The sequence below is a fragment of the Nonomuraea roseoviolacea subsp. carminata genome, from assembly GCF_024172185.1.
In the GTDB taxonomy this organism is placed as follows: Bacteria; Actinomycetota; Actinomycetes; order Streptosporangiales; family Streptosporangiaceae; genus Nonomuraea; species Nonomuraea roseoviolacea.
The window spans coordinates 5,411,968-5,435,246 of record NZ_JAMZEC010000001.1 but is presented as its reverse complement, the minus strand read 5'-3'; the positions used below and the strand labels follow the sequence as shown (position 1 = coordinate 5,435,246).

Sequence of the window (23,279 nt, the reverse complement as noted above, 5' to 3'; positions counted from 1 at the left end):
GCGCCGGGGCCCCGCCGGACGATCCTCCCGGCGGGGCCCCGGCACGTGCGTCACTCGGCGATGGCCGTGTGCATGACCCACTGGAAGACCAGGGCGTCGGCGCCGTCGACCGTGGTGCTCTCGCCGTGGTGCCGGAAGTGCTCGTAGCCGGCGCCGTGCGGCAGCTTCAGCGTGTCGGTGCCGGGGCTGACCCGCTGGACGCGCCGGTCCACGGGCAGGTGCTCGGGCCCGCCCACGAGGACGGCGGTGATCTGTGGGGACACGGTGGGTGACATGGCGCCTCCTGGTGGACGGCAGGGTTCACAAGGGGATGTTGGAGTGGCGCCCCCGGGCCCGCGGCGCGCGGGCCAGCGCCTCGGCGAGCCGGAGGCGCGTGGTCCTCGGCTCGATGACCTCGTCGACCACGCCGAGCGCCGTCGCCCGCTCCACGCCGCCGGCGATCCGGCGGTGCTCCTCGGTGAGGACGGCGCGCAGCGCCTCGCGCTCGTGCTCCGGCGCGGCGGCCAGCCGCTTGCGGTGCAGGACGCCGACGGCCGACTCGGCGCCCATGACCGCCACCTCGGCGCCCGGCCAGGCGAAGACCGCGGTGGCGCCGAGCGAGCGGGAGTTCATCGCGATGTAGGCGCCCCCGTACGCCTTGCGGGTGATCAGCGTGACGCGGGGCACGACGGACTCGGCGAAGGCGTGCAGCAGCTTGGCGCCGCGGCGTACGACGCCGCCCCACTCCTGGTCGACGCCCGGCAGGTAGCCGGGGACGTCCACCAGCACGACGAGCGGGACGCCGTGGGCGTCACACATGCGCACGAACCGGGCGCTCTTCTCGGCCGACAGGGAGTCGAGGCAGCCGCCCTTGCGGATGGGGTTGTTGGCCAGCACGCCGACGGTCCGGCCGGCCAGCCGGCCGAGCCCGGTCAGGACGTTGGCCGCCCAGCGCGGCTGGAGCTCCTCGAAGACGGGCCCGGCGGCGTCACGGTCGAGCAGGGCGTGGACGAGCGGGCGCACGTCGTACGCGCGGCGCGGCGACTCCGGCAGCAGCCCCCGCGGATCGGGCGCCGGGACGGCCGGCGCGGTCAGGTCGAACGTGCCCGGCCGACTGAAGAAGGCGGCCAGGCGGCGCGCCCGCGCGTACGCCTCCTCCTCGTCCGCGACCGTGACGTGCGCGACGCCTGACCTGGGGCCGTGGGTGCCGGGGCCGCCGAGCCCGGCCATGTCGATCGTCTCGCCGGTGACGCTGCGCACGATGTCCGGTCCGGTGACGAAGATCCGGGCGTCCCCCGCCATGATGACGACGTCGGTGAGGGCGGGCCCGTAGGCGGCGGCCCCGGCCGCGGGGCCGAGCACGACCGAGATCTGCGGCACCACCCCCGAGGCCAGCGTCATCGCGGCGAACATCCGGCCCACGCCGTCCATCGACTCGACCCCGTCGGCCAGCCGGGCGCCGCCCGAGTGCCACAGGCCGACCACGGGGCAGCCGTGCAGGACGGCCGTGTCGATGGCCTCGACGACGCGCCGCGCCCCCGCCGCGCCGAGGGAGCCGCCCATCAGCCGGGCGTCCGTGCAGTAGGCCACGGCCGGCAGCCCGTCGATCAGCCCGTGCACGGCCTGGACGCCGCTGCCGTCGTCGTCGTGCAGCGGCACGGCCGTGCCCGGGTCGAGCAGCCGTCCCAGCCGCACCTCGGGCGCCCGGCCGTCGAGCAGGGAGTCCGCGGAGTCGCCGATCGGGACCGGGGGCGAGACAGTCATCGGCGAACTCCTCCGGCTGGTGTGCGGCACAGGGACCTTCTGCGAATGTGCCAACCGCCCGGGGGTCCGCCAACCCCTATTCGGGCTTCCGGCGGCCCGCGCCACTGGCAGGCTCTGGCCGTCGTTTGTGCTCGTTGACCGCCTCCGACGGCCGGCGTTTCGATGAGGCAAACCGCGTTTTGGAGGCCCGCATGTCCCCGTGGTCCTTATCCGTATCCACTGTCTCCGTCCTGCTCGCCGCCTTGGCGTTGCCGCCCGGCGCCCCTCCGCGTGCCGTCGCCGCCGACGACGGCACGGGCAGCGTGATCAGCCCGGCGGAACTGGTCAACGTGTTCCACGGCACGAAGGAGGCGGCGCTCGACTTCGGTCATGGCGGAGGCGGCGGCATGACGTTCCCCGGCGCCGTCCTGCCGTTCGGCATGATGCAGTGGAGTCCCGACACGGTGGAGAGCGCCGGCGGCGGCTACCGGTACGAGGACAACCGGCTGCGCGGCTACTCGATGACGCACATCTCCGGGCCCGGCTGCAACGGCGCGCAGGACTTCCCCGTCATGCCCTTCTCCGGGAAGATCGGCCGCTCCCCCGCCACGCACGGCATGGACTACGTCCAGACGTTCAAGCACGAGAACGAGAAGGCCGCGCCCGGCTTCTACAGCAGCACGCTCGACACCGGCATCTCCACGGAGCTGTCGGTCAGCGCCCGCGCCGGCGTCGCCCGCTTCTCCTTCCCGGCGGGCAGGCCCGCCACGCTGCTGCTCAACACGAGCGGCTCCATCAACGGCGTGGACGACGGCGAGACCCGCATCGGCCCGAACTCGGTCGAGGGCTGGATCAAGACCGGCGGCTTCTGCGGCCCGCCCCTGCGCTACAAGGTGTACTTCCACGCCACCTTCGACCAGCCGTTCACCGGCTACGGCACCTGGAAGAACGACGAGGTGCGGCCGGGCACGCAGACCACGGACGACGCCTCCAAGGCCCGCGCCCGGGCCGACCTGGTCACCGGCGAGGACGTCACGGTCAACGGGCCCGGCTCCGGGGCGTACCTGGAGTTCGACCCGGCCAGGCCGGTGCAGATGCGGGTCGGCCTGTCGTACGTGAGCATCGACGGCGCGCGGGCCAACCTCGGCAAGGAGATCGGCGACAAGGCCCTCGACCAGGTCCGCCAGGAGGCCACGGCCGTCTGGGACAGGCGGCTCGGCCAGGTGCGGATCGCCGGCGGCACCGAGGACCAGCGGCGCACGTTCTACAGCAACCTGTACCACGCGCTGCTCCAGCCGTACGTCTTCGAGGACGTGGACGGCACCTACACCGGCTTCGACGGCAAGCCGAGGACCGTGCGGCCCGGGCACCACCAGTACGCGACGTTCTCCGGCTGGGACATCTACCGCTCCGAGGCGCAGCTCCTCGCGCTGCTCGTGCCCGACGTGGCCGCCGACATCGCGCAGTCGATGTACGACAACGCCCAGGCGATCGGCAACGTCTGGGACCGCTGGTCGCACCAGACGGCCGTCACCGGCGTGATGGTCGGCGACCCGTACCACAGCATCCTGTCCACCATGTACGCCTTCGGGGCGCGCGACTTCGACGCCGGCCCGGCGCTGAAGGCGATGGCCGAGGCCGCCCGCCGCGTCGGCGCGAAGGACATCGGCCATCCCGAGGCGCAGTACGACGAGCGGCCCGGCAACGCCGACTACATGGCCAAGGGCTACGTGCCGTCCGACCCGTCGTCCACGCTGGAGTACGCCGTCGCCGACTTCGGGATCGCCCAGCTCGCCGGCCGGCTCGGCGACCAGACGACGGCCACGGAGTTCATGAAGCGCGCCCAGTCGTGGCAGAACCTGTACAACCCGGGCAACGGGTGGATCCAGCCGCGCATGGGCGAGGGGTCGTTCACCGCGCCGTTCGACCCGGCCGCGCCGGACGTCTACATGGAGGGCAACGGCGCCCAGTACCACTGGATGGTGCCGCACAACCCGCAGGGCCTGTTCGCCGCGATGGGCGGCCTGGGCAAGGTCGTCCCCCGGCTCGACGAGTACTTCAAGAAGCTGAACGCGGGCCCGCGCGAGGCGTACGCCTACCTGGGCAACGAGATCGCCCTGCAGTCGCCGTGGCTGTACGCGTGGGCGGGGCAGCCGTACAAGACGCAGAACGTGGTGCGCCGGGTGCAGCAGGAGCTGTTCAAGTCCGGCCCCGACGGGCTCGTCGGCAACGACGACCTCGGCACCATGGGCGCGTGGTACGTCTGGTCGGCCATGGGCCTGTTCCCGGCCATCCCCGGCCGGGCCGAGCTGCTGGTCAGCACGCCGCTGTTCGACAAGGTCACGGTGTCCCGGCCGGCCGGCGACATCGTCGTCAGCGCCCCCAACGCGGCGGCCAACCGCTACATCCAGACGCTGCGCGTCAACGGCGTCGCGACGAGCAGGGCGTGGCTGCCCGAGTCGTTCGCGACGCAGGGCGGGCGGCTCGACTTCGGGCTCGGCGCCTGGCCCAACCCGGCGTTCGGCGCCGACCCGCGCAACGCGCCCCCGTCGTTCGGCCAGGGCTCCAAGCCGTACCTCACCGCTCTCACCCCCGGCGCGGCGCCCGTCGAGCCCGGCGGCGCGGTGGACGCGGAGCTGTCGGTCCAGTCGCTCGGCGCGGCCGCCACGGTGACCTGGCAGGCCAAGCCGCCCACCGGCATCACCGTGACACCGGCGAGCGGGACGCTCAGCGTGCCGGCCGGGGGCCGCGCGGCCGTGAAGGTGCGGATCTCCGTGGCCGCCGGCGCGGGGCTGAACCTGGTGACCGTGCCCATCAGCGTGGCCGATCCGGCGGGGAGCAGCGTGGGCGACCTGACCGCGAGCACGCGGCTCAACGTGGCCAGACGCGGCACGATCGCCTGGTACCACAACAACGCCGGCATCGGCGACGTGTCCACCCCCGACGAGGCCAACATCGACGGGCCGGGCTTCAGCTACCCGGCGCACTCGCTGGCCGACGCCGGTCTCAAGCCGGGCGCCACGCTCGCCTGGAAGGGCTTCACCTTCACCTGGCCGGACCGCAAGCCCGGCCAGGTGGACAACCTGCGGCCCGGCACCCAGCCCATCGAGATGACCGCGCCCGCCGGGGCCACCAAGCTGGCCTTCCTCGGTGCCGGGGTCAACGGCTGGCCCGAGAGCGAGGTGACGATCACCTACACCGACGGCTCGACCGGCACCGGGAAGCTCGGGTTCAGCGAGTGGATCCTGGACTTCGGCGGGGCGCAGCCGGCGTTCGGCAACGAGGTCGTGGCCAGCGCGCCGTTCCGGCTGTTCTGGGGATCGTGGGCGTTGCAGCCGATCGGCACGCACGTGTTCGCGGCGCAGCCGATCGCGCTGGACCCGGCCAAGACGGTCAGGAGCGTGACGTTCTCCACGCCCGAGGACGGGGAGCTGCACCTGTTCGCCTGGGCGTTCGCGTAGTCACCTGTCGCTAGGAGCCCGCCCACACCGGGCGGGCTCCTCTGACGTTCAGCAGGATCGAGTAGACGGACGTCGTGGCCGTCACGAACAGCCGGTTGCGCTTGGGGCCGCCGAAGACGAGGTTGGAGGTCTCCTCCGGCAGGATCATCCGGCCGAGGAGCGCGCCGTCGGGGTGGTAGCAGTGGATCGCCGCGCCGACCGACGCCCACAGACGCCCCTCCTCGTCCAGCCGCAGCCCGTCGAAGCCGCCCCTGCCGGTGTGCTCGGCGAACACCTTGCCGCCCGACAGGCTCCCGTCGTCGTGGACGTCGAAGACGCGCACCTGATTGCGCTCGGTGTCGGCGACGTGGAGGCGGCTCTCGTCCAGGGAGAACGCGAGCCCGTTCGGCCGGGCGAAGTCGTCGGCCACGACCCGGACCTCGCCGGTCACCGGGTCGATCCGGTAGACGTGGCAGCCGTCGATCTCCTGCTCGGCGCGGTGCCCCTCGTAGTGGCCGAGGATCCCGTACGGCGGGTCGGTGAACCAGACGGAGCCGTCGGAGCGCACCACCACGTCGTTGGGGCTGTTGAGGCGCCTGCCCTCCCACCGGTCGGCGAGCACCGTGATCCGGCCGTCGTGCTCGGTCCTGGTCACGCGGCGGGCGCCGTGCTCGCAGGAGACCAGGCGGCCCTCGCGGTCGAGGGTGTTGCCGTTGGTGTAGCCGGCCGGCTCGCGGAACGGGCCGACCGCGCCGGTCGGCTCGTCCCAGCGCAGCATGCGGTCGTTCGGGATGTCGCTCCAGACGAGGAAGCGGCCGGCGGGGAAGTAGACGGGGCCCTCGGCCCACCGGGTGCCCCGGTAGAGGCGTTCGAGCCATCGGTCGCCGCTGATGGCGGCGATCCGGGCGTCCAGCGCTTCGAGTTCGAGCGGTACGAGATCCATGCGCGGAACCTCCTCAGGGTGGATTCTTCCTACCAAGTCACCCGAGTCGCATAAACCCCTACTGGCCAGCGTATATACCCCTGACGTGCGGCCCCTCTCCCTCGCCGCGTCCTGACCGATGTTCCGACATTTCGTCACATGATCATTGATGTCCTGTGATAGTTGGATCTCCGGTACTGCATCGCCCGAAAGGACGAATAGATGCGGTTGTTAACCCGCGTGCTGGCGATCACCGCCTCGGCCGCGACGGTGGCCACGGCCGCCGCCGCCACCCCCGCCTCCGCGGCGGCCGAGCTCGTGGTCAACGGCACCTTCGCCGGCGGCACCACGCCATGGTGGAACTCCGCCGACACCTCGATGGCCGTCAGCGGCGGCCGGCTCCAGGTCAAGGTGACCGGCGGCACCGCCAACGCCTGGGACGCCATGATCGGCCAGAACGCCATCACCCTCGCCAAGGGCAAGACCTACACGCTCTCCTTCGACGCCTCCGCCTCGGCCCCGGCCAGCGCCGTCACCACCGTGCAGCTCGCCGCCTCGCCGTACACGCGGACGCTCACCAAGACCTTCTCGCTCGGCACCACGAGCAAGCGTTACAGCTTCCCCTTCACCTCCACCCTGGCCACGACCGGCGGCCAGGTGTCCTTCCAGCTCGGCGGCGGCGCCGGCTACACCTTCTCCGTGGACGACGTCTCCCTCACCGAGGCGTCCTCCGCCACCCCGGCTCCCACGCCCACCGCCACCTCCAAGCCGACGCCCACCACCACGGCGACCCCGAAGCCCGGCTCCGGACCGCTCGCCCAGACCGACGGCTTCTACGTGGACCCCGACTCCAACCCGGCCACCTGGGTGCGCGACAACTCCGGCGACTCCCGCGCCGCGCGCATCCGCTCGGCCATCTCCTCCAAGCCGATGGCCCGCTGGTTCGGCAACTGGAACAGCGACATCGGCTCGGCCGTCTCCTCCTACGTGGCCGCCGCCGACAAGGCCGGCAAGCTGCCCGTCCTCGTGGCCTACAACATCCCCGGGCGGGACGCCTGCGGCGGCCACTCCGGCGGCGGCGCCGGGACCGAGGCCGCGTACAAGACGTGGATCTCCGCGTTCGCCTCGGGCATCGGCAACCGGCCCGCGGTCGTCGTCATCGAGCCCGACAGCCTCGGCGACTTCGGCTGCATGAGCGACGCGGCCGTCCAGGAGCGCAACCGCATGCTCACGTACGCCACCCAGCAGTTCCGCGACAAGGCCACCGGCACGTGGGCCTACCTCGACGGCGGCAACTCCGGCTGGGTCGCGGCCGGCACCATGGCCACACGCCTGGCCAACGCGGGCGTGCGCAACATCCGCGGCTTCTCGGTGAACGTCTCGAACTACTACACCACCAGCGAGTCGGCCACCTACGCCAAGGCGGTCAAGTCCGCGCTCGGCGGCACCGCGACGTTCGTCATCGACACCAGCCGCAACGGCAACGGCTCCAACGGCGAGTGGTGCAACCCGGCCGGCCGCAAGCTCGGCGTCCCGGCCCAGGCGGGCGGGGCGGCCGAGATGCTGCTGTGGGTGAAGGTGCCCGGCGACTCGGACGGCAACTGCGGCATCGCGCCCGGCGTCCCGGCCGGCCAGTTCAGCCCGGCCATCGCCGTCCGCCTCATCGACGGCACCTGACCCGCTCCCGTTCCCACAAGCGCCGGAAGACGCCCGTCCTCCAGGGCGGGCGTCTTCCGGGGGCGCTCTGGGGGGTGTCTGACGGTTATCGGCTCGACCGCCGGCGCGCCGGTGTGTCACGGTGTGGACCATGTCCGGTCCCCTCCCCCGCACCCTCGACGAGGCCGTCGCCGCCGAGCAGGCCGGCCGCGTCCTGCGCTACCTCTACTTCTGGGGTCACCGCCCGGCCCGCGACGGCGGCGTGGGACCCGGCTGCCTGTCGCAGTGGTGGCCGGTCACCTTCACCTCAGGCGGGCGCACGTTCGCCTCGGCCGAGCACTACATGATGGCCCACAAGGCGTGGCTGTTCGGCGACGACGAGGCGGCGGAGGCGATCCTCGCCGCGGACCACCCGGGCGAGGCCAAGAAGCTCGGCCGGACCGTGCGGGGCTTCGACGAGGAGCGGTGGAACGACCGCCGCTTCGACATCGTGGTGCAGGGCAACCTCGCCAAGTTCGGGCAGCACGACGACCTGCGGCGCTTCCTGGCGGGCACGGCCGGCCGGGTCCTGGTGGAGGCGGCCCCGAACGACCGGGTGTGGGGCATCGGCCTGACGGCCGGCGACGAGCGCGCCGCGTCCCCGTCGACCTGGCAGGGCACCAACCTGCTGGGCTTCGCCCTGATGACCGTCCGCGACGCCCTCGCCGCGGGCGCCTGAGCGGCGAGGCGGCGGAGCGGCGAGGCGTCATCCCCGCCCGGCGTCCGGTGAGCCGAGCAGAGCGGAGGCCCGCGCGGCGACCGACTCCCCGGCGGCCTCCAGCGGCTCGGTGCTGCGCAGCGCCCTGGCCAGCACGAACGCGCCCTCCAGCGCCGCCAGCAGGACGATCGTCAGCTCGCGCGCCGGCCGCGCGCCGATCCCCGCCGCCGCGAAGGCGGCCGTGCCGAGCGTGATCCAGCCGGTGAAGACCTCGGCGGTGGCCTGGCGCAGCGGCTCGTTCGTGCTCGCCACCTCCAGCGCGAGGGTGGCGATCGGGCAGGCGTCGGCGTAGCCGGTCTCCACCAGCGTGCGCGCCGCTCCCGCGAAGAAGTCGCGGACGCCCGTGACCGGGTCGGGCGCGGCTTCCATGGCGGCGGTGAACAGCCGGCCGTACGCGGCTCCGGAGGTGCGCACCACCTCCGCCCCGAGCTGCTCCTTCCCGCCGGGGAAGAAGTGGTAGACCGAGCCGAACGGCGCGTCGGCCGCCGCCACGATCTGCTTCAGGCCGGTGCCGGTGTAGCCCTGCCGCCGGAACAGCTCGGCGCCGGCGGTCACGATGCGCTCCTTGGTGGACGGTCTCCCCGTCGCGGGCCCCGCGTTCATGCTCGCTACTCTATCGCTAGAGCGATCTATCAAGAACGATCATCGCAGCGGTCCTGACGAGCGGAGGCGGACGTGCCGGAGATCGAGCTGAGCGCGGGAGTGATCGAGTACGCGGACACCGGCGGCGACCTGCCCGTCGTCGTCCTCCTGCACGGGCTGACCATCGACTCCACCGTGTGGCGCAAGGTCGTCCCCGAGCTGGCGGGCGCGTACCGGTGCGTGCTGCCCACCCTGCCGCTGGGCAGCCACCGGCGGCCGATGCGGCCCGGCGCCGACCTGTCGCTGCGCGGCCTCGCGCTGCTCGTGGGCGAGTTCCTGGAACGGCTCGGCCTGCGCGACGTGACGCTCGTCCTCAACGACTGGGGCGGCGGGCAGGTGCTGATCTCGGAGGGCCGGGCCGAGCGGGTGGGCCGCCTGGTGCTGACGGCGTGCGAGGCGTTCGACAACTACCCGCCGGGACTGCCGGGCCGGACCATCGCCGCCGCCGCGCGGATCCCCGGCGGGCTCTGGCTGACCATGAAGGCGCTGCGCCTGCGGGCGATGCGCCGCGCCCCCGGCGGGTGGGGATGGATGAGCAAGCGGCCGGTCCCGGACGAGGTGATGGACGGCTGGTTCCGGCCGGCCGCGACCGACCCGGCGATCCGCCGCGACCTGGCCGCCTACATCCGGTCCACGCCGGCCAAGGAGGTGCTGCTCGACTGGGCGGAGCGGATGCGCGGTTTCGACCGGCCGGTGCTGGTGGTCTGGGCGGCCGAGGACCGGCTGATGCCGCGCGAGCACGGGCGCAGGCTGGCCGAGCTGTTCCCGGACGCGCGGCTGGTCGAGATCGCCGACAGTTACACGCTCATCCCGGAGGACCGCCCGGAGGCGCTGGTGAAGGCCTTGCGTGACTTCCTGGAGAAGTGAGCGCGGACTCGCCCCACGGGCCGGTCAGCGGGCGCGGGCTCTCCACGGGGCGGTCAGGGGGTGCGGAGGGCGGACAGGGCCGCGTCGAGGTCGCCGGTCAGCGGGCGGTCCGGGGCGGGGCCGTTCAGGGCGCGGGTGGCGGCGACACGCTCGCAGGCCAGCACGATCTCGTACGGCTCCACGCACCGCAGCGCCTGCCGGGCCGCCTGGGTGGCGAACCCCGCGTGGTCCTCCGTGCCCAGGGAGATCACCGCCGTGCCGGTCGTCACCGGGCCGGCCAGGTGGCGCAGCTCGGCGAGCGCGTCCTGGGCGACGTACTCCAGGATCATCGCCCCCGACGCCCCGGGACGGTCGGCCAGGAACGGCAGCCCGCCCGTGTACGCCGGGTCCATCAGCGTGGCCAGCCGCGCCGCGCCGAGCTGCGCCGTCTGCACCAGGGCGGCGCGCAGCGCGTCGAGGGCCAGGGCGACGGGCGCGGAGTGGAAGTTGCCGTTGTGCCAGGCGAGGGAGCCGGAGACGAGGGGGTTCTCGGTGGCGGCGTTCAGGTCGGTCTCGACGACGCGCTCGGCCCGGTCGAGGGCGTCCACCGCGGCGCCGTGGACCTGGGCGAACGCGCGGTATCCGTACAGGTCCTGGACGCGCGCGGACGGGCCGGGGGCGTGCAGCGCGCGCAGGCGCTCGGCGACGGCGGCCTGCCCGGGGTGGGGACGGGCCTCCTGGACGGCCGCCGCCAGCGGCTCGGCCGAGGCGCCGGCCGCCGCGAACGACAGGGCGGCGACGCCGAGCGCCGCGTCGAGCAGCTCGCGCAGGCGATGGCAGGCGAGGGCGGCGTCGGCCAGGGTGGCGGCGCCCGAGCTGATGAATGGCAGCGCGTCCTCGGGCGCGAGCGCGAACACCGGCGCCGCCCCCGCCCCACTGTGCGCGCTCCCCTGCTCGGGGCCGCTCCCCTGCTCGCTTCCCTGCTCGGGGCCGCGCCAGGGCAGCTCGCCGAGCAGGCACAGCGCCGTCGTCGCCAGGGCCGTCAGGTCGCCGGTGCCGATGGCCCCGTACGTACGGACCGGCGGCGTGAACCCCGCGTTGACCGCGTACGCCAGCACCGGCAGCACCGCCGGGTCCACCCCCGATCCGCCCGCCAGGAGCTGGTTGAGGCGGACCGCCAGCATCGCCCTGGCCCGCTCGGGCGCGACGAGCGGCCCGGCCCCGCAGGCGTGGCTGCGCAGCAGGTCGTGGCCGCCGTGCTCGACCGCCACGTCCTTGTTCGCGCCGACGCCCGTGGCCCGGCCGTACACCGGCCCGGTCAGCTCACGGGCGGCCGCCCACGCGGCGCGCGCCCGGCCGGCCGGGCCGGCGGCGACCTCCGCGCGGCCGTACCCGACCGCGTGGACGTCACCGCAGCTCAGCCCGGCGCCGTCGAGGATCACGGGAGCGCGCTCCACGAGGTCAGTCGCCGTCCGGGAGGATGAGCCCGAGGATCCAGCTCACGACGCTGATGATGATCGCGCCCCAGAAGGCGGAGGGGTAGAAGTCGGCCACGTGGAAGGGGATGTCGAGCTCGCCGGCGATCCAGCTCGTCAGCAGCAGCATGGCCGCGTTGATGACGAGCAGGAACACGCCGAGCGTCAGGACGATGATCGCGCAGCCGAGGGTCTTGACGATCGGCTTCACGATGGCGTTGATGAGACCGAAGATCAGCGCCACGATGAGCAGCGTGCCCCAGTACTGGGGTGAGTACTTGGCGGTGGTGATCGTGATGCCGTCCAGGAACTGGATGGCGACCCACAGGGCGACCGCGGCCGCCAGGGTCCTGATGATGAACTTCACGCTGGAGGATCCTCCCATTCCGGCGGGCGCCCCGGTAGGCCGACGTGTCTCGACCCTATGCGCCCGGCGATCACGACGCGTCGGTCGCGCGGTGGCCGGTCAGGCCGTTATCGGCTGCCCGCGGAGGGAAGGAGGCCCCAGGGAGGAGATGAGATGAACACCGAGGGCCTGGAGTCGTTGCCCGCCAGCGAGCTGCACGATCGCGCCGTCCGATACGCCGTGCGCCACGGGGACCTGGGGTTCCTGTGGAACCTGCTGAAGGTCATCCCGGCCGCGGAGGCGAGCACGGGCAACCAGGAGGAGACGGCCGCCGACCTGAGCCGCGTCTCGGCCCTGCTCAGTGACGCGCTGGCGGCGGGTGAGGGTGAGCTGGGCGACGCGCTGCGGCCCATCTACATCGAATACCTGACCAAGCACCCGGACGCCTAGCCGACGTCGGGGGCCGAAGCCGCGTCTCTCGCACGGCGACCGGGCCGCCCGCTCCCCGCGAGGGGGCGGGCGGCCCGCCGGTTGTCCGGCCCGGCTGGGCTCGGCCGCGTGACTATCCGGCCAGGCTGGGCTGCGCGATGTGCGCGGCGAAGCCGGGCGTCGTGTACTCCTGCCCGGCCCCCTCGATGATCATGCTCTGGTACGGGCTCCGCACCGCGGTCTCGGCGGCGAAGCGCCGGGCGCGGATCGGGCCCATCGCGTACATGGCGGTGGCGTAGGCGTCGGCGACGCCCAGGTCCGGGCCGATCACGGTGACCGAGTCGACGCCCGTGCGCCGCCGTCCCGTGCGCGGATCAACGACGGGCGAGCCGCCCGAGGTGGCGATGCCGAGGTCGTGCGCGGCCACCACCGCGCGCACCAGGCCGGTGCGCGGGTCGCGGACGCCGACCTCCCAGGGCCGGCCGGGCGCGGCCGAGCCGCGCAGCCTGATGTCGCCGCCCGCGTCGATGCGGTGGTCGCCCGCGCCGGTGTTGGCGAGGGCGCGCGAGAGCCGCTCCAGCGCCCAGCCCTTGATGTAGCCGGACGGGTCGACGACGCCGTCGCGGCGGGCCTCGAACCAGCCGCCGGTGGCCTCGCTCAGCTCGTCGCAGCGGTGCAGCACCTCGACCAGCTCGGGCACCTGCTCGATGGTCTGGCCGCGGTTCAGGCGCCCGATCTGGCTGTCCTCGCGCGAGGGGTGGAACGTGGTCTCCACCCAGCGCAGCCAGGCGAACGCGTTGTCGAGGAGGGGGGTGAGCTCCCGTACGGGCAGCGGGGTCCTGATGTCCACGCTGACCGGAATGCCGGCGATCATCTCGACACGGGTGCCACCGGGAAAAGTCGTCACCTTGCCTCCTTGCTCGCCTTCCGGCTGTCACCGTCCCACATGGGGCGTAATGCCGCCCTAAGTGATCCGCCGGCGGGTCAGATCGTCTGGGCCGAGCGGATGCGCGCCCCGGGGACGGCCAGGCGGGACAGCGCGCCGCGCACGTACCGCCGGAAGGAACGCGGGCCCGCCACGACCACCCTGCGGGCGCCGATGTCCGGCACCTGGCGCCGCAGCCCCGAGGCGCTGACCCGCTCCTTGGCGCGGGGGTCGTGCTCGTGGCCGACGACCAGGGTCAGCCCGTACTCGTCCCGGAGGGCGCGCAGCTCGGCGGTCATCCGCTCGGCGCGGTAGATGACCACGGTGTCGTCGGCGCGTTCGGCCAGCAGGGCCCGCAGGCGGGCGGTGCCGAGGCCGGAGGCGACCACCAGCACGCCCTTGGCCGGCGGCGGGGTGGCGTGGTGCCAGACGGCCATCACGGCCGCCATGCCGTACAGGATGAGGGAGCCGGTGCGGCTCAGCGGCGTCACGTACGCGGTGGAGCTGAGCTGGTGGACCGGCACCAGCACGCCGGCCAGGTACGTCGCGAGCCGCAGCCGCTGCCGGACCGTCTCGGACCGGACCAGGTCCGCGGCCTTGACCGCGAGGAGTCCCAGGGCGACCAGCAGGCCGGCCATCGCGTAGGCCGTCGGACGCCACGGGAACCCCAGACCCGGCTGGATCGCCCCGAACTCCGCCACGGCGACCCCGCACCAGAACAGGATCGGCCACTGATCCGTCTTCGCCTTACCAACCATGAGATCAACGATGCGTGCCGAACATGAGAGGTGTCTGAGTAGGGTCTAAATCATGGCTAACGTGCGTGTTGAGCGGACCGATGACGGCGGATTCAGGGCGACGAACGCCCGCGGCGCCGAGGTCCGGATGGGCGGCGGCGACGAGGACGGGGTCTTCACGCCGGTCGAGCTGTTGCTGGCCGCGGTCGGCGGCTGCAACATCGTCACCGTGGAGCCGCTCACGGCCCAGCGGGGGCACCGGCTGGTGCGGCTGGCGATGACGGTGGAGTCGGAGAAGGTCCAGCCGAACCTCCTCGGGCCCGTGACGATCACCTACGACGTCGAGCTGCCCTCGGAGGAGGCCGACGCGGTTTACCGAGCCGTGGCGCAGCGCGTGCACGAGAAGTACTGCACGGTCAGCCGTTCCCTGCAGGAGGGAACGGAGGTCCGTTTGGAGCTTTCGTAGCCGGATTAGGCCGATATTCGACCCCGTTATGACGCGTCCGTTGCATTCCTCTCGGTAGTGTCGAGGCAGGTCAGAAGGTACGCCGACTGACCGGAAGAGCCTTTACCGAGCGGACGCGGAGGGGGACCGTGGTCCGCAGTGCGGGACCGCCGGCGTTTTGGGGGAAGCGTCGGCCTGGACCGCCTTCGATCGGGGCCGGGCAGGTTTGGGGGAACTGCCCGGCCCCGACTCATGCCCGGGGTCTGGCGTCACCGGCCTGCCCCATAAGGTGCATCCGTGACAAAACTCCTCATCGACTGTGATCCCGGCATCGACGACGCCCTGGCTCTCGCCCTGGCCGCCGGCTCCCCGTCCCTGGAGATCGTCGGCATCACCACGGTCGGCGGGAACGTGGACCTCTCCCTCACCACCGCCAACGCGCTGGCCCTGCGGGAGTTCCTCGACCTCGGGGAGGTGCCGGTCGTCGCGGGCAGCCCAGGGGCGCTGCTGCGCCACGACGTGCGCGCCACCACCGTCCACGGCAGCTCCGGCCTCGGCGACGCCGTCCTTCCCCCCGCCACCCGCCCGGCCGAGGACGGTCACGCGGTGGACTTCATCATCGAGACCCTGCGCGCCGCCCCCGGCGAGATCACGCTGGTGGCCATCGGCCCCCTGACCAACATCGCCCTCGCGGTGCGCAAGGAGCCGCGCGTCGTGGAGTGGGCCCGCGACTTCGTGATCATGGGCGGGTCGTACACGCGGGGCAACACCAACCCGGCGGCCGAGTTCAACATGCTCGCCGACCCGGAGGCCGCGGCGATCGTGTTCGAGGCGGGCTGGAGCGTGAAGATGCTCGGCCTGGACGTCACCCTGACCGCCCTGGTCACCTCGGACGTCCTGGAGCGCATGCGCCCCCTGGGCCGGCTGTCCGACCTGCTCGTGCCGGCCGCCACGTCGTACGGCGTCGTCACCGCCGAGGGCGGCCCCGCCATCCACGACGCCTGCGCGGTCGCCTACGTCCTGGACGCGTCGCTGTTCACCTGCGTCCCGGCCGTCGTCCGGGTGGAGACCGCCGGCCGGTACACCTCCGGCATGACCGTGACGGACTTCAAGGCGGCGGACCGAGGCGCGAACGCCCTGGTCGCCACGTCCCTGGACGTGAAGAGGTTCTGGGACGTGGTGCTGGACGCGTACACCAGGCTGGCCGCCCGCCTCGGCTGAGTGTGCGGGCGGTACCCGGCGGCTGCTACAGTTACACCTGTTGCGGGCGCCGCTAGCTCAGTTGGTTAGAGCAGCTGACTCTTAATCAGCGGGTCCGGGGTTCGAGTCCCTGGCGGCGCACAGCAGGAGACCCCAGTTCGGCAGGTTCGAGCTGGGGTCTTTTTCTGTCGGAGGCTCTGGTGACCCCTCTCCTGGATCACGAGGCGCTCGAGCGCTCGGCCGTGGTGGCCGACAACCGGATGAACCGCGAGCTCGGCCTCGACATCGTCGCGCCGCCCTTCACCTTCCTCGGCGCCGACGACCGGGCCGGCCCCGACTACACGGGACAGCCGGCGGTCGACTCCCACGACGAGGGATGACGCGTGGCCCAGATCGAAGACCGGCGGCTCACCGCCAAGCAGGTCAAAGCACTGTGCGCGGACGCCGCTCTGCTCCTCGGCGCCGCCCGGGCCCTGATCGACGAGCACGCCCACGCCCTGGGGGCGGTCCGGCGGGCGCTGGCGGACGTGCGGGCCGACCTGTCGCGGGCCGAGCTGGCCGCGATCCCGGTCAGCCGGATCAAGGACGTCACCGGCGGCCGGTTACGGATCGGCACGCTGGAGCGCTCCGGGTACGCGACGGTGCTGCAGGTCCTGGACGCCACGCCGTACCGGCTGCAACTGCTGCCGGGGATCGGGGCGCAGACCGCGGGCCAGGTGCACGCGGCGGCCCGCCAGATCGCCACGGCCGTCGAGCAGGCGGTCGGCGTCCGGCTGGACATCGAGCGCCAGGACCCGCACAGCGGCGAGCTCGTGATCGCCCTGCACAAGCTGGTGAACGTCGGCCCCGAGCTGCCCCGCGCCCTGGAGACGGCGCGGACGCTGGGCACGCGCCTCGACCTGCTGCTGCGGGAGGCGAAGCCGGCGCGCAGCAGGCTGCGGATGCTGTTCGCGGGGAGCGAGCGGCGCGGCCGGGCCCACACCGCGCTGGCGTCACTCGCTGAGCTGCTCGCGGACGCCCGCGAGACCCGGCTGCTGCTCGCCCAGACGACAGCGGACCTCCTGCGGCCCACGGTCTCGGCGTTCGAGGCCTGGTCGGACTTCGAGCACCGGTCGGCGGAGTACTACAGCCTGCTCGCGGAGGTGGCGGGCGAACCGGTCGCGGCCGACCAGGGGATCCTGCCCGACGACCTGCTCGCCAAGGTCAACGCGCAGGAGCTCGACGACACCCACCGGCGGGTGTCGTTACGCGGCTACCAGTCCTTCGGCGCCCGCTTCGCCCTGGCCCAGCGCCGGGTGATCCTCGGGGACGAGATGGGCCTGGGCAAGTCCGTCGAGGCCATCGCCGTACTGGCCCACCTGAGGGCGCGCGGGGCCACGCACTTCCTGGTGGTGTGCCCGACGAGCGTGCTCGTCAACTGGGTACGGGAGATCGAGTCGCGCAGCACCCTGGCCGTCCACCCCCTCCACGGCGCCGGCCGCGACGCGGCCCGGCAGGAGTGGGAACGGCGGGGCGGGGTCGCCGTGGCGACCCTGGACAGCCTGCACCGCCTCCCGGTGACGGAGGTCGGCCTCCTGGTGGTGGACGAGGCGCACTACGTCAAGAATCCGCGGACCAAGCGGGCCACGACGGTCGCCGAGTGGTGCCGGCGCACCGAACGGGTGCTGTTCCTGACCGGCACGCCGATGGAGAACCGGGTGGAGGAGTTCCGCACGCTGATCTCCTACCTGCGGCCCGACCTGGCCGCGGAGCTCCGCGGCAGTGACGTGGTGGCCGGGGCGCAGGTCTTCCGCAAGGCCGTCTCCCCCGTGTACCTGCGCCGCAACCAGCAGGACGTGCTGCGCGAGCTGCCGGGGCGGGTCGACGTGGAGGAGTGGGTGGAGTTCAGCGGCGCCGACCTCGCCGCCTACCGCCAGGCCGTCGCGGAGGGCAACTTCATGGCCATGCGGCGGGCCGCCTACGCCCGCCCCGACACCTCCGCCAAGCTGAAGCGGCTGCTGGAGCTGGTGGACGACGCCCGGGCCAACGATCTCAAGGTGATCGTCTTCTCCTACTTCCGCGACGTGCTCGGCGTCGTGGGGGCGGCGCTGGACGGCCGCGTCCACGGCCCGATCTCGGGCTCCCTGACGGCGGCCCGCCGCCAGGAGGAGGTGGACGCGTTCTCCCGGACCCAGGGGCACGCGGTCCTGCTCAGCCAGATCCAGGCGGGCGGGGTGGGGCTCAACCTGCAGGCCGCCTCGGTGGTGATCATGTGTGAGCCGCAGGTGAAGCCGAGCATGGAGGCCCAGGCGGTGGCCCGTGCGCACCGGATGGGCCAGGTGCGCACGGTGCAGGTGCATCGCCTGCTGTCCGTGGACGCGGTCGACCAGCGCCTGCTCGACATCCTGGGCGCCAAGGCGGAGCTGTTCGACGCCTACGCCCGGCGCAGCGACCTCGCCGAGTCCACCGCCGACGCGATCGACATCTCCGAGCACGCGCTGGCCCGGCAGATCGTGGAGGAGGAACAGCGCCGCCTCGCGCCCTGAAGCGTCATGCCGGTGGTCCCGGCCCGTCTCCTGTCCGAGAGCTCGTCTTGACGAAAGGACTGACATGGGTCTCCAGACCAGCCGGCGTGACCTGTTGAAGGCGGCGGCGACTACGGGCCCAACAGCGGCGGGTTCGACCAGCTCGGCTTCGGCACGCTCCTCTACACCCGCGCCGCCCCCGCCACCACCGGCGGGGCCGTCCTCCGGACCGGCACGACCCGGCGGCTGCTGTCGCTCGACTTCCCGGAGGAGGGGATCGGCGCCTCCGGCGCTCTGGGCGTCCTGGGCGAGGCGACGGCGCTGAGGGTCGTGCCGGCGCGGTTGACATTATGCAGGCATATACCTGCATAATCGAGATGTGAGCCCCGAAGCGAGTGACATGGACCCGGTCTTCAAGGCGCTGGCCGACCCCACCAGGCGGCTGCTGCTCGACCGGCTGCGCGAGCACAACGGCCAGACGCTGCGCTCGCTGTGCGAGCACCTGGACATGGCCCGCCAGTCGGCGACCCAGCATCTCGACCTCCTGCGGCGGGCCGGGCTCGTGACCGTCGTGCGGCGCGGACGCGAACGGCTCCACTACCTCAACCCGATGCCCATCCACGAGATCGAGGAGCGCTGGATCTCCGGATTCGACCGGCCCCGCCTGCGGGCCCTCAGCGCGATCAAGAACCAGGCAGAGGAGTACGCCATGACCGACGCACCCGCATCAGTGCCGACCTACGTCTACGTCACCTACATCCGCGCGAACCCGGAGCAGGTGTGGCACGCCCTGACCGACGCCGACCTGACGGCGCGCTACTGGGGGCACGCCAACGTCTCCGACTGGCGGCCTGGCTCGGCCTGGGAGCACCGCCGCGTCGACGGATCGGGCGCCGTGGACGTCGTCGGCAAGGTGATCGAGGCGGAGCCGCCGACCCGGCTGGTCATCACCTTCGAGGACTCCCCGGAGTCGACAAGGGAGCCGTCGGTCGTCACCTTCCTCGTCGAGCCGCACCACGACATCGTCCGCCTCACCGTGACCCACGAGAACCTCGCCAACATGGAGATGTTCGGCGGCATCTCGCACGGATGGCCGGCCGTGCTGGCCAACCTCAAGTCGTTGCTGGAGACCGGCGAGGTCCTCCCCCAGGCGCCCTGGGAGATGTCCCCGGCGCACCGCTGAACCAGGAGGAGGACTCATGGACACCACCCCGCTGCGGGACGCCTACCGCGCCCTGCTCGACGCCGCCGCCACGGTGGCCAGCTCCGGCGACCCCAGCCCCGGCCCGCCGCCGGGCGAGTGGGACGCCGACCAGATCCTGGCGCACGTCGCCCTCGTCACCGCGGCCACCATCGCCGCCGCCGCCTCCGTCGCCTCGGGGGTCAACACGACGTACGACAACCGCATGGCGCTCGACACGTGGACCATCGGCCGCGTCATCACGACGACCGGCGGCGGCGCGGGCCTCCGGGACCGCGTCCGCCGCCAGGGCGAGGCCCTGCGCGCGCTCGGCGGGCCGGCGCTCGGCGAGGCCGAACTCGACACGCCGGTGCCCACGCTGCTCCTGTCCAAGGACACGGTCCTGGTCGATCAGCCCATGCCGCTGCGGGACCTCATCACGGGCCTGGCGGAGGTCGAGCTGCCGGGCCACACGAAACAGCTCCTGGCCCTCCTGAGGGACGGCGCCTGACCGCCCGTCCGCGACCGGGCCGTCAGGTCAGGTCGCGGACCGAGCCGCGTTCCTTGAGCGTCGGCTTCTGGACGACCCGGCGGCGCCGGGCGCCCCCGTCGGCGGCTGCCGACACCAGCCGGACCGCCGCCTTCACGATGCCGTCGATGTTCCAGTCGACGGTGGTCAGCCCCGGCGTGAGCAGCCCGGACATCGGGTGGTCGTCGTAGCCCATGACCGAGACGTCGCCGGGGATCGACAGGCCGAGCTCCCGCGCCGCCGCGTAGACGCCGTACGCGATCGAGTCGGAGAAGCAGAACACCGCCGTGGGGCCGCCCGGGCGCAGCGCGCGCTGCGCGGCCTCGGTGGCGGCGGCCAGGCCGTGGGCGGCGGTGACCACCTCCATGTCGAGCCCGAGCCGCTCGGCCTCGGCCGTCACGTGGACGTCGGCGGGCCGGTCGGGCGTGCTGGCCCGGGTCGGGGTCAGCACCGCGATCCGGCGGTGGCCCAGCTCGCGCAGGTGCTCCAGGGCCAGCGTGACGCCGCTGCGGTTGTCGAAGACGACCTCGGCGGCCGTGCCGGCCAGCGAGTCGCCGATCGCCACGACGGGCACCGACTCGCACAGCTCCGGCCAGAACGGCGCCGCCGGGTCGACCGGCTGCACGATCATGCCGTCGACCCGCTGGTCGCGCAGTTGCTGGGCGAGCGCCCGCTCGCGGGCCGGGTCGCCGACGGCGTCGAGGATGAGGGCGTAGCGGTCCTTCTCCCGCAGACCCCGGCTGATGCCGACGGCGAGCGACTGCTGCCAGAGGTCTTCGAGGGAGCCGCACAGCAGCCCGATCATGCCGGTGCGCCCGCTGGCCAGGGCCCGGGCGATGGGGTCGGCCTCGTAGCCGAGCTCTGTCGCCGCGGCGCGCACCCGCTCCATGGTCTCCTCCGAGACCTGCAGGCCGCGCAGCGCGTAGGAAACGGCCGCCGGCGACAGACCGGTCGCCTTGGCCACTTCCCGGATCGTCGCTCTCTTCCGGGGCATTGGATCAGCTTATTGCGTGCCGCCGACAGAAACCCGTACCGCCGGGGAACACCCGTTGACAGGCGCGAGGTGAAGCGGTTCACTGAACCGTATCACTGAAGCGATTCACCCCCTTCGTCACACAACATGCGATCAGTAACCTATATTATCAGTAGGAAATACGGGGAGGAGGCGATCGACCGTGGCCGTGGACGTGCACCAGCACCTGTGGACGGGTGAGTTCATCGAGGCGCTGCGCGCCCGCACGACCCCTCCCCACCTGGACGGCTGGACCCTCCACCTCGACGGCGAACCCCCGTACGAGGTCGACCCGGCCGACCACGGCCCCCGCGACACCACGGGGCTCGACCTCGCGCTGGTGTCGCTGTCGAGCCCGCTCGGCATCGAGTTCCTGCCGCCCGAGGAGTCCTGGCCGCTGATCGACGCCTACCACGAGGGGGCGCTCGGCCTCGGGGAGCCGTACGGCGCGTGGGCCGCCACCTGCCACAGCGACCCCGACCCCGACCGGCTGGCGCGCGACCTCGACCGGGGGTTCCCGGCTGCCGATCCCCGCCACGGCGCTGCCCGACGACCGCCTCCTGAAGGTCCTCACCGACCGCGACCTGCCCCTGTTCGTCCATCCGGGCCCGGCCGCGCCGCCCCGCGCCGGCGAGGCGCCGCAGCCGGCCGAGGCGCCGTCGTGGTGGCCGGCCGTCGTGCCGTACGTGCAGCAGATGCACGCCGCCTGGCACTACTTCCACGCGGTCGTCCGCCCCCGCCACCCCGGCCTGCGCGTGTGCTTCGCGCTGCTGGCCGGTCTCGCGCCGCTGCACTCCGAGCGGCTGATCGCCAGGGGCGGCGGCGGGCGCGGCCGGGTCGATCCCGGCTTCTTCGTGGAGACCTCCTCGTACGGCCCGCGCGCGATCGACGCGATCGTCCGCGAGCTCGGCGTCGACGTCGTCGTCAACGGCTCCGACGCCCCCTACGCCACCGCACCCGACCCGGGCCTCGGCGAGGCCGCCGCGCACGCCATCCGGGTCACCAACCCCCGTCGTCTGCTCGCCAGAAAGGAGACTCGTACGTGAACGAGGGCACCGAACCGACCATCGGCCCGATGACCGCCACGCCCGGCAACCCGGACATCGACCACGGCAACGCGCGCCAGACCCAGGACGGGGGTGTCTGCGCCGACCTGCCCGAACGCGCCCTGGACCTGCCCGAGCGCGCCCTCGACCGGCGCGAGCTGCGCGAGCTGGTCGACACGCTGGCCGCCCGCCCCGAGCAGTGGGAGCACGAGGTGGACTTCCCCGAGGACGGCGGGCGGCACTACGCCTCGCTCTACCGGGACGCGTACGTGGACGTGTGGCTGCTGTGCTGGCGCCCGGAGGACGACACGGGCTGGCACGACCACGACGTGTCGTCCGGCGCGGTCCACGTGGTGCGCGGCGCGCTGCTGGAGTGCAACCCGCGCATCGGCGGCGAGCACCTGGAGACGGTGGTGCCGGAGGGGCGCTCGTTCTCGTTCGGCCCGGACCACATCCACCGGCTGACCGGGGCCACGCACGGCAGCGTCTCGATCCACGCCTACTCGCCGCCGCTGTGGCGGCTCGGGCAGTACTCGATCGACGGCACCGGCGTGATGCGCCGCGTCTCGGTCAGCTACGCCGACGAGCTGCGCCCGCTCGACGACATGGCGCCGCCCGCCGACGGGGCCGCGGCCCGTGCCGACGGGGCCGCCGCGCTCGCCGACGAGGCCGTCGCCTGACGCCGGGCGCCCCGGACCAGGCGGATCAGCCGGATCAGGTGGATCGGGCGATCAGGCGGTTCCGGGGCGCGGCTTCAGCACGCAGCAGCTTCCGCAGGGCTCCACGTCCGGCAGGGTCACCCACAGGCAGCAGGTCCTGCGGAAGTACGCGTCGCCGGCGGGCTCGACGAGCCCGTCGACCGGCCGCCCGATCGCGCGCAGCAGCGCCATGTAGTCGCCGGGCACCATGAGGGTCAGCGGGTGGGCGAACGCCTCGGCGGTCGAGCCCCACAGCGTGCGCTCCCCCACCTTGGCCATCCCGCTGAGGACCCGCACCAGCGGCGCCTGCGACTCCTCCAGCGCCTCGCGGATCGCCTCCGGCCCGGAGCCCCAGCGCACCCGCGTCGCGCCGATGGTCACCCCCGCCTCGGAGACCTTGAAGTACGTCTCGGCGAGCGGCATGACCGGGATCGGCCCGCCGAGCGCCCAGGCCAGCGCCATCGGCAGCGTGTGCCAGTAGCCGTAGGTCTTCCAGAACAGCGCCGCGCCGACGTGGCGGGGGGCGTCCCAGCGGGCCGCGGTCTGCCCGACGAGCTCCTCCAGCAGCGGGTACGGCGCGCGCAGCAGCTCGGTCGCGGGCGTCCAGGTCGCGTCGGGCGTGACGGTGAGCCCCGGCGGCACCCCGATCACCCCGCCCCGCTCGGCCGCGACGCGTTCCAGCACCCCGGTAACGTCGCGCACCTCGGTCACCGCCACGCCGCCCACACTCCCGAAATCAATAGGTAAGCCTTACCTAAGGTAGCAGGG

General features: G+C 73.1%; 23 protein-coding genes and 1 tRNA gene. 14 read left to right on the top strand and 10 right to left on the bottom strand.

The features are described from left to right. Positions 1-50: 50 nt before the first annotated feature. Together HD595_RS25295 and HD595_RS25290 are read right to left on the bottom strand one after the other, a co-directional pair. Positions 51-275, bottom strand: coding sequence for a DUF5988 family protein (locus tag HD595_RS25295; RefSeq protein ID WP_253773102.1), 225 nt, complete (start codon positions 273-275; stop codon positions 51-53). A 25-nt stretch (positions 276-300) separates the two neighbouring features. Next, positions 301-1,743, bottom strand: coding sequence for an acyl-CoA carboxylase subunit beta (locus HD595_RS25290; RefSeq protein ID WP_253773101.1), 1,443 nt, complete (start codon positions 1,741-1,743; stop codon positions 301-303). Between the two features lie 191 nt (positions 1,744-1,934). On the opposite strand from HD595_RS25290, the gene HD595_RS25285 reads away from it, so the two are divergent. After that, the gene (locus HD595_RS25285; protein WP_253773100.1) at positions 1,935-5,183 is read left to right on the top strand and encodes a GH92 family glycosyl hydrolase; all 3,249 of its coding nucleotides are present in this window, start codon (positions 1,935-1,937) and stop codon (positions 5,181-5,183) included. A 10-nt stretch (positions 5,184-5,193) separates the two neighbouring features. Here the strand turns inward: HD595_RS25285 and HD595_RS25280 are convergent, their stop codons facing one another. Beyond that, positions 5,194-6,105, bottom strand: a complete 912-nt coding sequence (locus HD595_RS25280; protein ID WP_253773099.1) for an SMP-30/gluconolactonase/LRE family protein — start codon at positions 6,103-6,105, stop codon at positions 5,194-5,196. Between the two features lie 201 nt (positions 6,106-6,306). On the opposite strand from HD595_RS25280, the gene HD595_RS25275 reads away from it, so the two are divergent. Then, a complete protein-coding gene (locus HD595_RS25275; RefSeq protein WP_253773098.1) occupies positions 6,307-7,761 on the top strand; it encodes a glycoside hydrolase family 6 protein in 1,455 nt (484 codons plus the stop codon). Between the two features lie 130 nt (positions 7,762-7,891). Further along, positions 7,892-8,458: an NADAR family protein gene (locus tag HD595_RS25270; protein ID WP_253773097.1), complete on the top strand. Its 567-nt coding sequence runs from the start codon at positions 7,892-7,894 to the stop codon at positions 8,456-8,458. A gap of 27 nt (positions 8,459-8,485) precedes the next feature. On the opposite strand, the gene HD595_RS25265 is transcribed toward HD595_RS25270, so the two are convergent. Next, complete coding sequence (locus tag HD595_RS25265; protein WP_253773095.1) at positions 8,486-9,100, bottom strand: TetR/AcrR family transcriptional regulator; 615 nt, start codon at positions 9,098-9,100, stop codon at positions 8,486-8,488. A 72-nt stretch (positions 9,101-9,172) separates the two neighbouring features. On the opposite strand from HD595_RS25265, the gene HD595_RS25260 reads away from it, so the two are divergent. Next, entirely contained in the window at positions 9,173-10,006 is an 834-nt protein-coding gene (locus tag HD595_RS25260; RefSeq protein ID WP_253773093.1) for an alpha/beta fold hydrolase, read from the top strand. A 53-nt stretch (positions 10,007-10,059) separates the two neighbouring features. Here the strand turns inward: HD595_RS25260 and HD595_RS25255 are convergent, their stop codons facing one another. Together HD595_RS25255 and HD595_RS25250 are read right to left on the bottom strand one after the other, a co-directional pair. Further along, entirely contained in the window at positions 10,060-11,442 is a 1,383-nt protein-coding gene (locus HD595_RS25255) for an aromatic amino acid ammonia-lyase (RefSeq protein ID WP_253773091.1), read from the bottom strand. A 4-nt stretch (positions 11,443-11,446) separates the two neighbouring features. Continuing rightward, positions 11,447-11,827, bottom strand: coding sequence for a phage holin family protein (locus HD595_RS25250; RefSeq protein ID WP_253773089.1), 381 nt, complete (start codon positions 11,825-11,827; stop codon positions 11,447-11,449). Between the two features lie 153 nt (positions 11,828-11,980). On the opposite strand from HD595_RS25250, the gene HD595_RS25245 reads away from it, so the two are divergent. Next, positions 11,981-12,256 carry a hypothetical protein gene (locus tag HD595_RS25245; protein WP_253773087.1) on the top strand — a complete coding sequence of 92 codons (276 nt, stop codon included), beginning with the start codon at positions 11,981-11,983 and terminating at the stop codon, positions 12,254-12,256. A gap of 112 nt (positions 12,257-12,368) precedes the next feature. On the opposite strand, the gene HD595_RS25240 is transcribed toward HD595_RS25245, so the two are convergent. Both HD595_RS25240 and HD595_RS25235 read right to left on the bottom strand, forming a co-directional pair. Beyond that, positions 12,369-13,142 (bottom strand): FAD:protein FMN transferase, encoded by a 774-nt coding sequence (locus tag HD595_RS25240; RefSeq protein ID WP_253773085.1) that lies wholly within the window; start codon positions 13,140-13,142, stop codon positions 12,369-12,371. A 77-nt stretch (positions 13,143-13,219) separates the two neighbouring features. After that, a complete protein-coding gene (locus tag HD595_RS25235; protein ID WP_253773083.1) occupies positions 13,220-13,918 on the bottom strand; it encodes a ferredoxin reductase domain-containing protein in 699 nt (232 codons plus the stop codon). Positions 13,919-13,970: 52 nt separating this feature from the next. Between HD595_RS25235 and HD595_RS25230 the strand changes: the two genes are divergently transcribed. The 7 genes from HD595_RS25230 to HD595_RS25200 all read left to right on the top strand — a co-directional run bounded on the left by HD595_RS25230 (position 13,971) and on the right by HD595_RS25200 (position 19,737). Further along, positions 13,971-14,363 carry an OsmC family protein gene (locus tag HD595_RS25230; protein WP_253773081.1) on the top strand — a complete coding sequence of 131 codons (393 nt, stop codon included), beginning with the start codon at positions 13,971-13,973 and terminating at the stop codon, positions 14,361-14,363. A gap of 276 nt (positions 14,364-14,639) precedes the next feature. Beyond that, positions 14,640-15,563: a nucleoside hydrolase gene (locus tag HD595_RS25225; protein WP_253773079.1), complete on the top strand. Its 924-nt coding sequence runs from the start codon at positions 14,640-14,642 to the stop codon at positions 15,561-15,563. A gap of 46 nt (positions 15,564-15,609) precedes the next feature. Continuing rightward, positions 15,610-15,683: transfer RNA gene (locus tag HD595_RS25220), tRNA-Lys, on the top strand. 59 nt (positions 15,684-15,742) lie between these two features. Continuing rightward, positions 15,743-15,922, top strand: coding sequence for a hypothetical protein (locus tag HD595_RS25215; protein ID WP_253773078.1), 180 nt, complete (start codon positions 15,743-15,745; stop codon positions 15,920-15,922). 3 nt (positions 15,923-15,925) lie between these two features. Continuing rightward, a complete protein-coding gene (locus tag HD595_RS25210) occupies positions 15,926-18,067 on the top strand; it encodes a DEAD/DEAH box helicase (protein ID WP_253773076.1) in 2,142 nt (713 codons plus the stop codon). Between the two features lie 358 nt (positions 18,068-18,425). Further along, positions 18,426-19,229 (top strand): ArsR/SmtB family transcription factor, encoded by an 804-nt coding sequence (locus HD595_RS25205; RefSeq protein WP_253773074.1) that lies wholly within the window; start codon positions 18,426-18,428, stop codon positions 19,227-19,229. Positions 19,230-19,245: 16 nt separating this feature from the next. Beyond that, a complete protein-coding gene (locus tag HD595_RS25200; protein ID WP_253773073.1) occupies positions 19,246-19,737 on the top strand; it encodes a hypothetical protein in 492 nt (163 codons plus the stop codon). 22 nt (positions 19,738-19,759) lie between these two features. Here HD595_RS25200 and HD595_RS25195 read toward each other — a convergent pair whose 3' ends face one another. Beyond that, a complete protein-coding gene (locus tag HD595_RS25195; protein WP_253773071.1) occupies positions 19,760-20,749 on the bottom strand; it encodes a LacI family DNA-binding transcriptional regulator in 990 nt (329 codons plus the stop codon). A 695-nt stretch (positions 20,750-21,444) separates the two neighbouring features. Here HD595_RS25195 and HD595_RS25190 point away from each other — a divergent pair. Both HD595_RS25190 and HD595_RS25185 read left to right on the top strand, forming a co-directional pair. Then, the gene (locus HD595_RS25190; RefSeq protein WP_253773069.1) at positions 21,445-21,813 is read left to right on the top strand and encodes an amidohydrolase; all 369 of its coding nucleotides are present in this window, start codon (positions 21,445-21,447) and stop codon (positions 21,811-21,813) included. Further along, the gene (locus HD595_RS25185) at positions 21,810-22,493 is read left to right on the top strand and encodes a cysteine dioxygenase (RefSeq protein WP_253773067.1); all 684 of its coding nucleotides are present in this window, start codon (positions 21,810-21,812) and stop codon (positions 22,491-22,493) included. The genes HD595_RS25190 and HD595_RS25185 overlap by 4 nt, the downstream gene beginning before the upstream one ends. 51 nt (positions 22,494-22,544) lie before the next feature. Here HD595_RS25185 and HD595_RS25180 read toward each other — a convergent pair whose 3' ends face one another. Next, entirely contained in the window at positions 22,545-23,228 is a 684-nt protein-coding gene (locus HD595_RS25180; RefSeq protein ID WP_253773065.1) for a hypothetical protein, read from the bottom strand. Positions 23,229-23,279: the final 51 nt, after the last annotated feature.

Bases quoted from the DNA above. Each gene is read 5' to 3' on its own strand.
- HD595_RS25270 (WP_253773097.1), top strand. From the start codon at position 7,892: ATGTCCGGTCCCCTCCCCCGCACCCTCGACGAGGCCGTCGCCGCCGAG.
- HD595_RS25275 (WP_253773098.1), top strand. From the start codon at position 6,307: ATGCGGTTGTTAACCCGCGTGCTGGCGATCACCGCCTCGGCCGCGACG.
- HD595_RS25285 (WP_253773100.1), top strand. From the start codon at position 1,935: ATGTCCCCGTGGTCCTTATCCGTATCCACTGTCTCCGTCCTGCTCGCC.
- HD595_RS25235 (WP_253773083.1), bottom strand. From the start codon at position 13,918: ATGGTTGGTAAGGCGAAGACGGATCAGTGGCCGATCCTGTTCTGGTGC.
- HD595_RS25290 (WP_253773101.1), bottom strand. From the start codon at position 1,743: ATGACTGTCTCGCCCCCGGTCCCGATCGGCGACTCCGCGGACTCCCTG.
- HD595_RS25195 (WP_253773071.1), bottom strand. From the start codon at position 20,749: ATGCCCCGGAAGAGAGCGACGATCCGGGAAGTGGCCAAGGCGACCGGT.
- HD595_RS25200 (WP_253773073.1), top strand. From the start codon at position 19,246: ATGGACACCACCCCGCTGCGGGACGCCTACCGCGCCCTGCTCGACGCC.
- HD595_RS25265 (WP_253773095.1), bottom strand. From the start codon at position 9,100: ATGAACGCGGGGCCCGCGACGGGGAGACCGTCCACCAAGGAGCGCATC.
- HD595_RS25280 (WP_253773099.1), bottom strand. From the start codon at position 6,105: ATGGATCTCGTACCGCTCGAACTCGAAGCGCTGGACGCCCGGATCGCC.
- HD595_RS25295 (WP_253773102.1), bottom strand. From the start codon at position 275: ATGTCACCCACCGTGTCCCCACAGATCACCGCCGTCCTCGTGGGCGGG.
- HD595_RS25230 (WP_253773081.1), top strand. From the start codon at position 13,971: ATGGCTAACGTGCGTGTTGAGCGGACCGATGACGGCGGATTCAGGGCG.
- HD595_RS25245 (WP_253773087.1), top strand. From the start codon at position 11,981: ATGAACACCGAGGGCCTGGAGTCGTTGCCCGCCAGCGAGCTGCACGAT.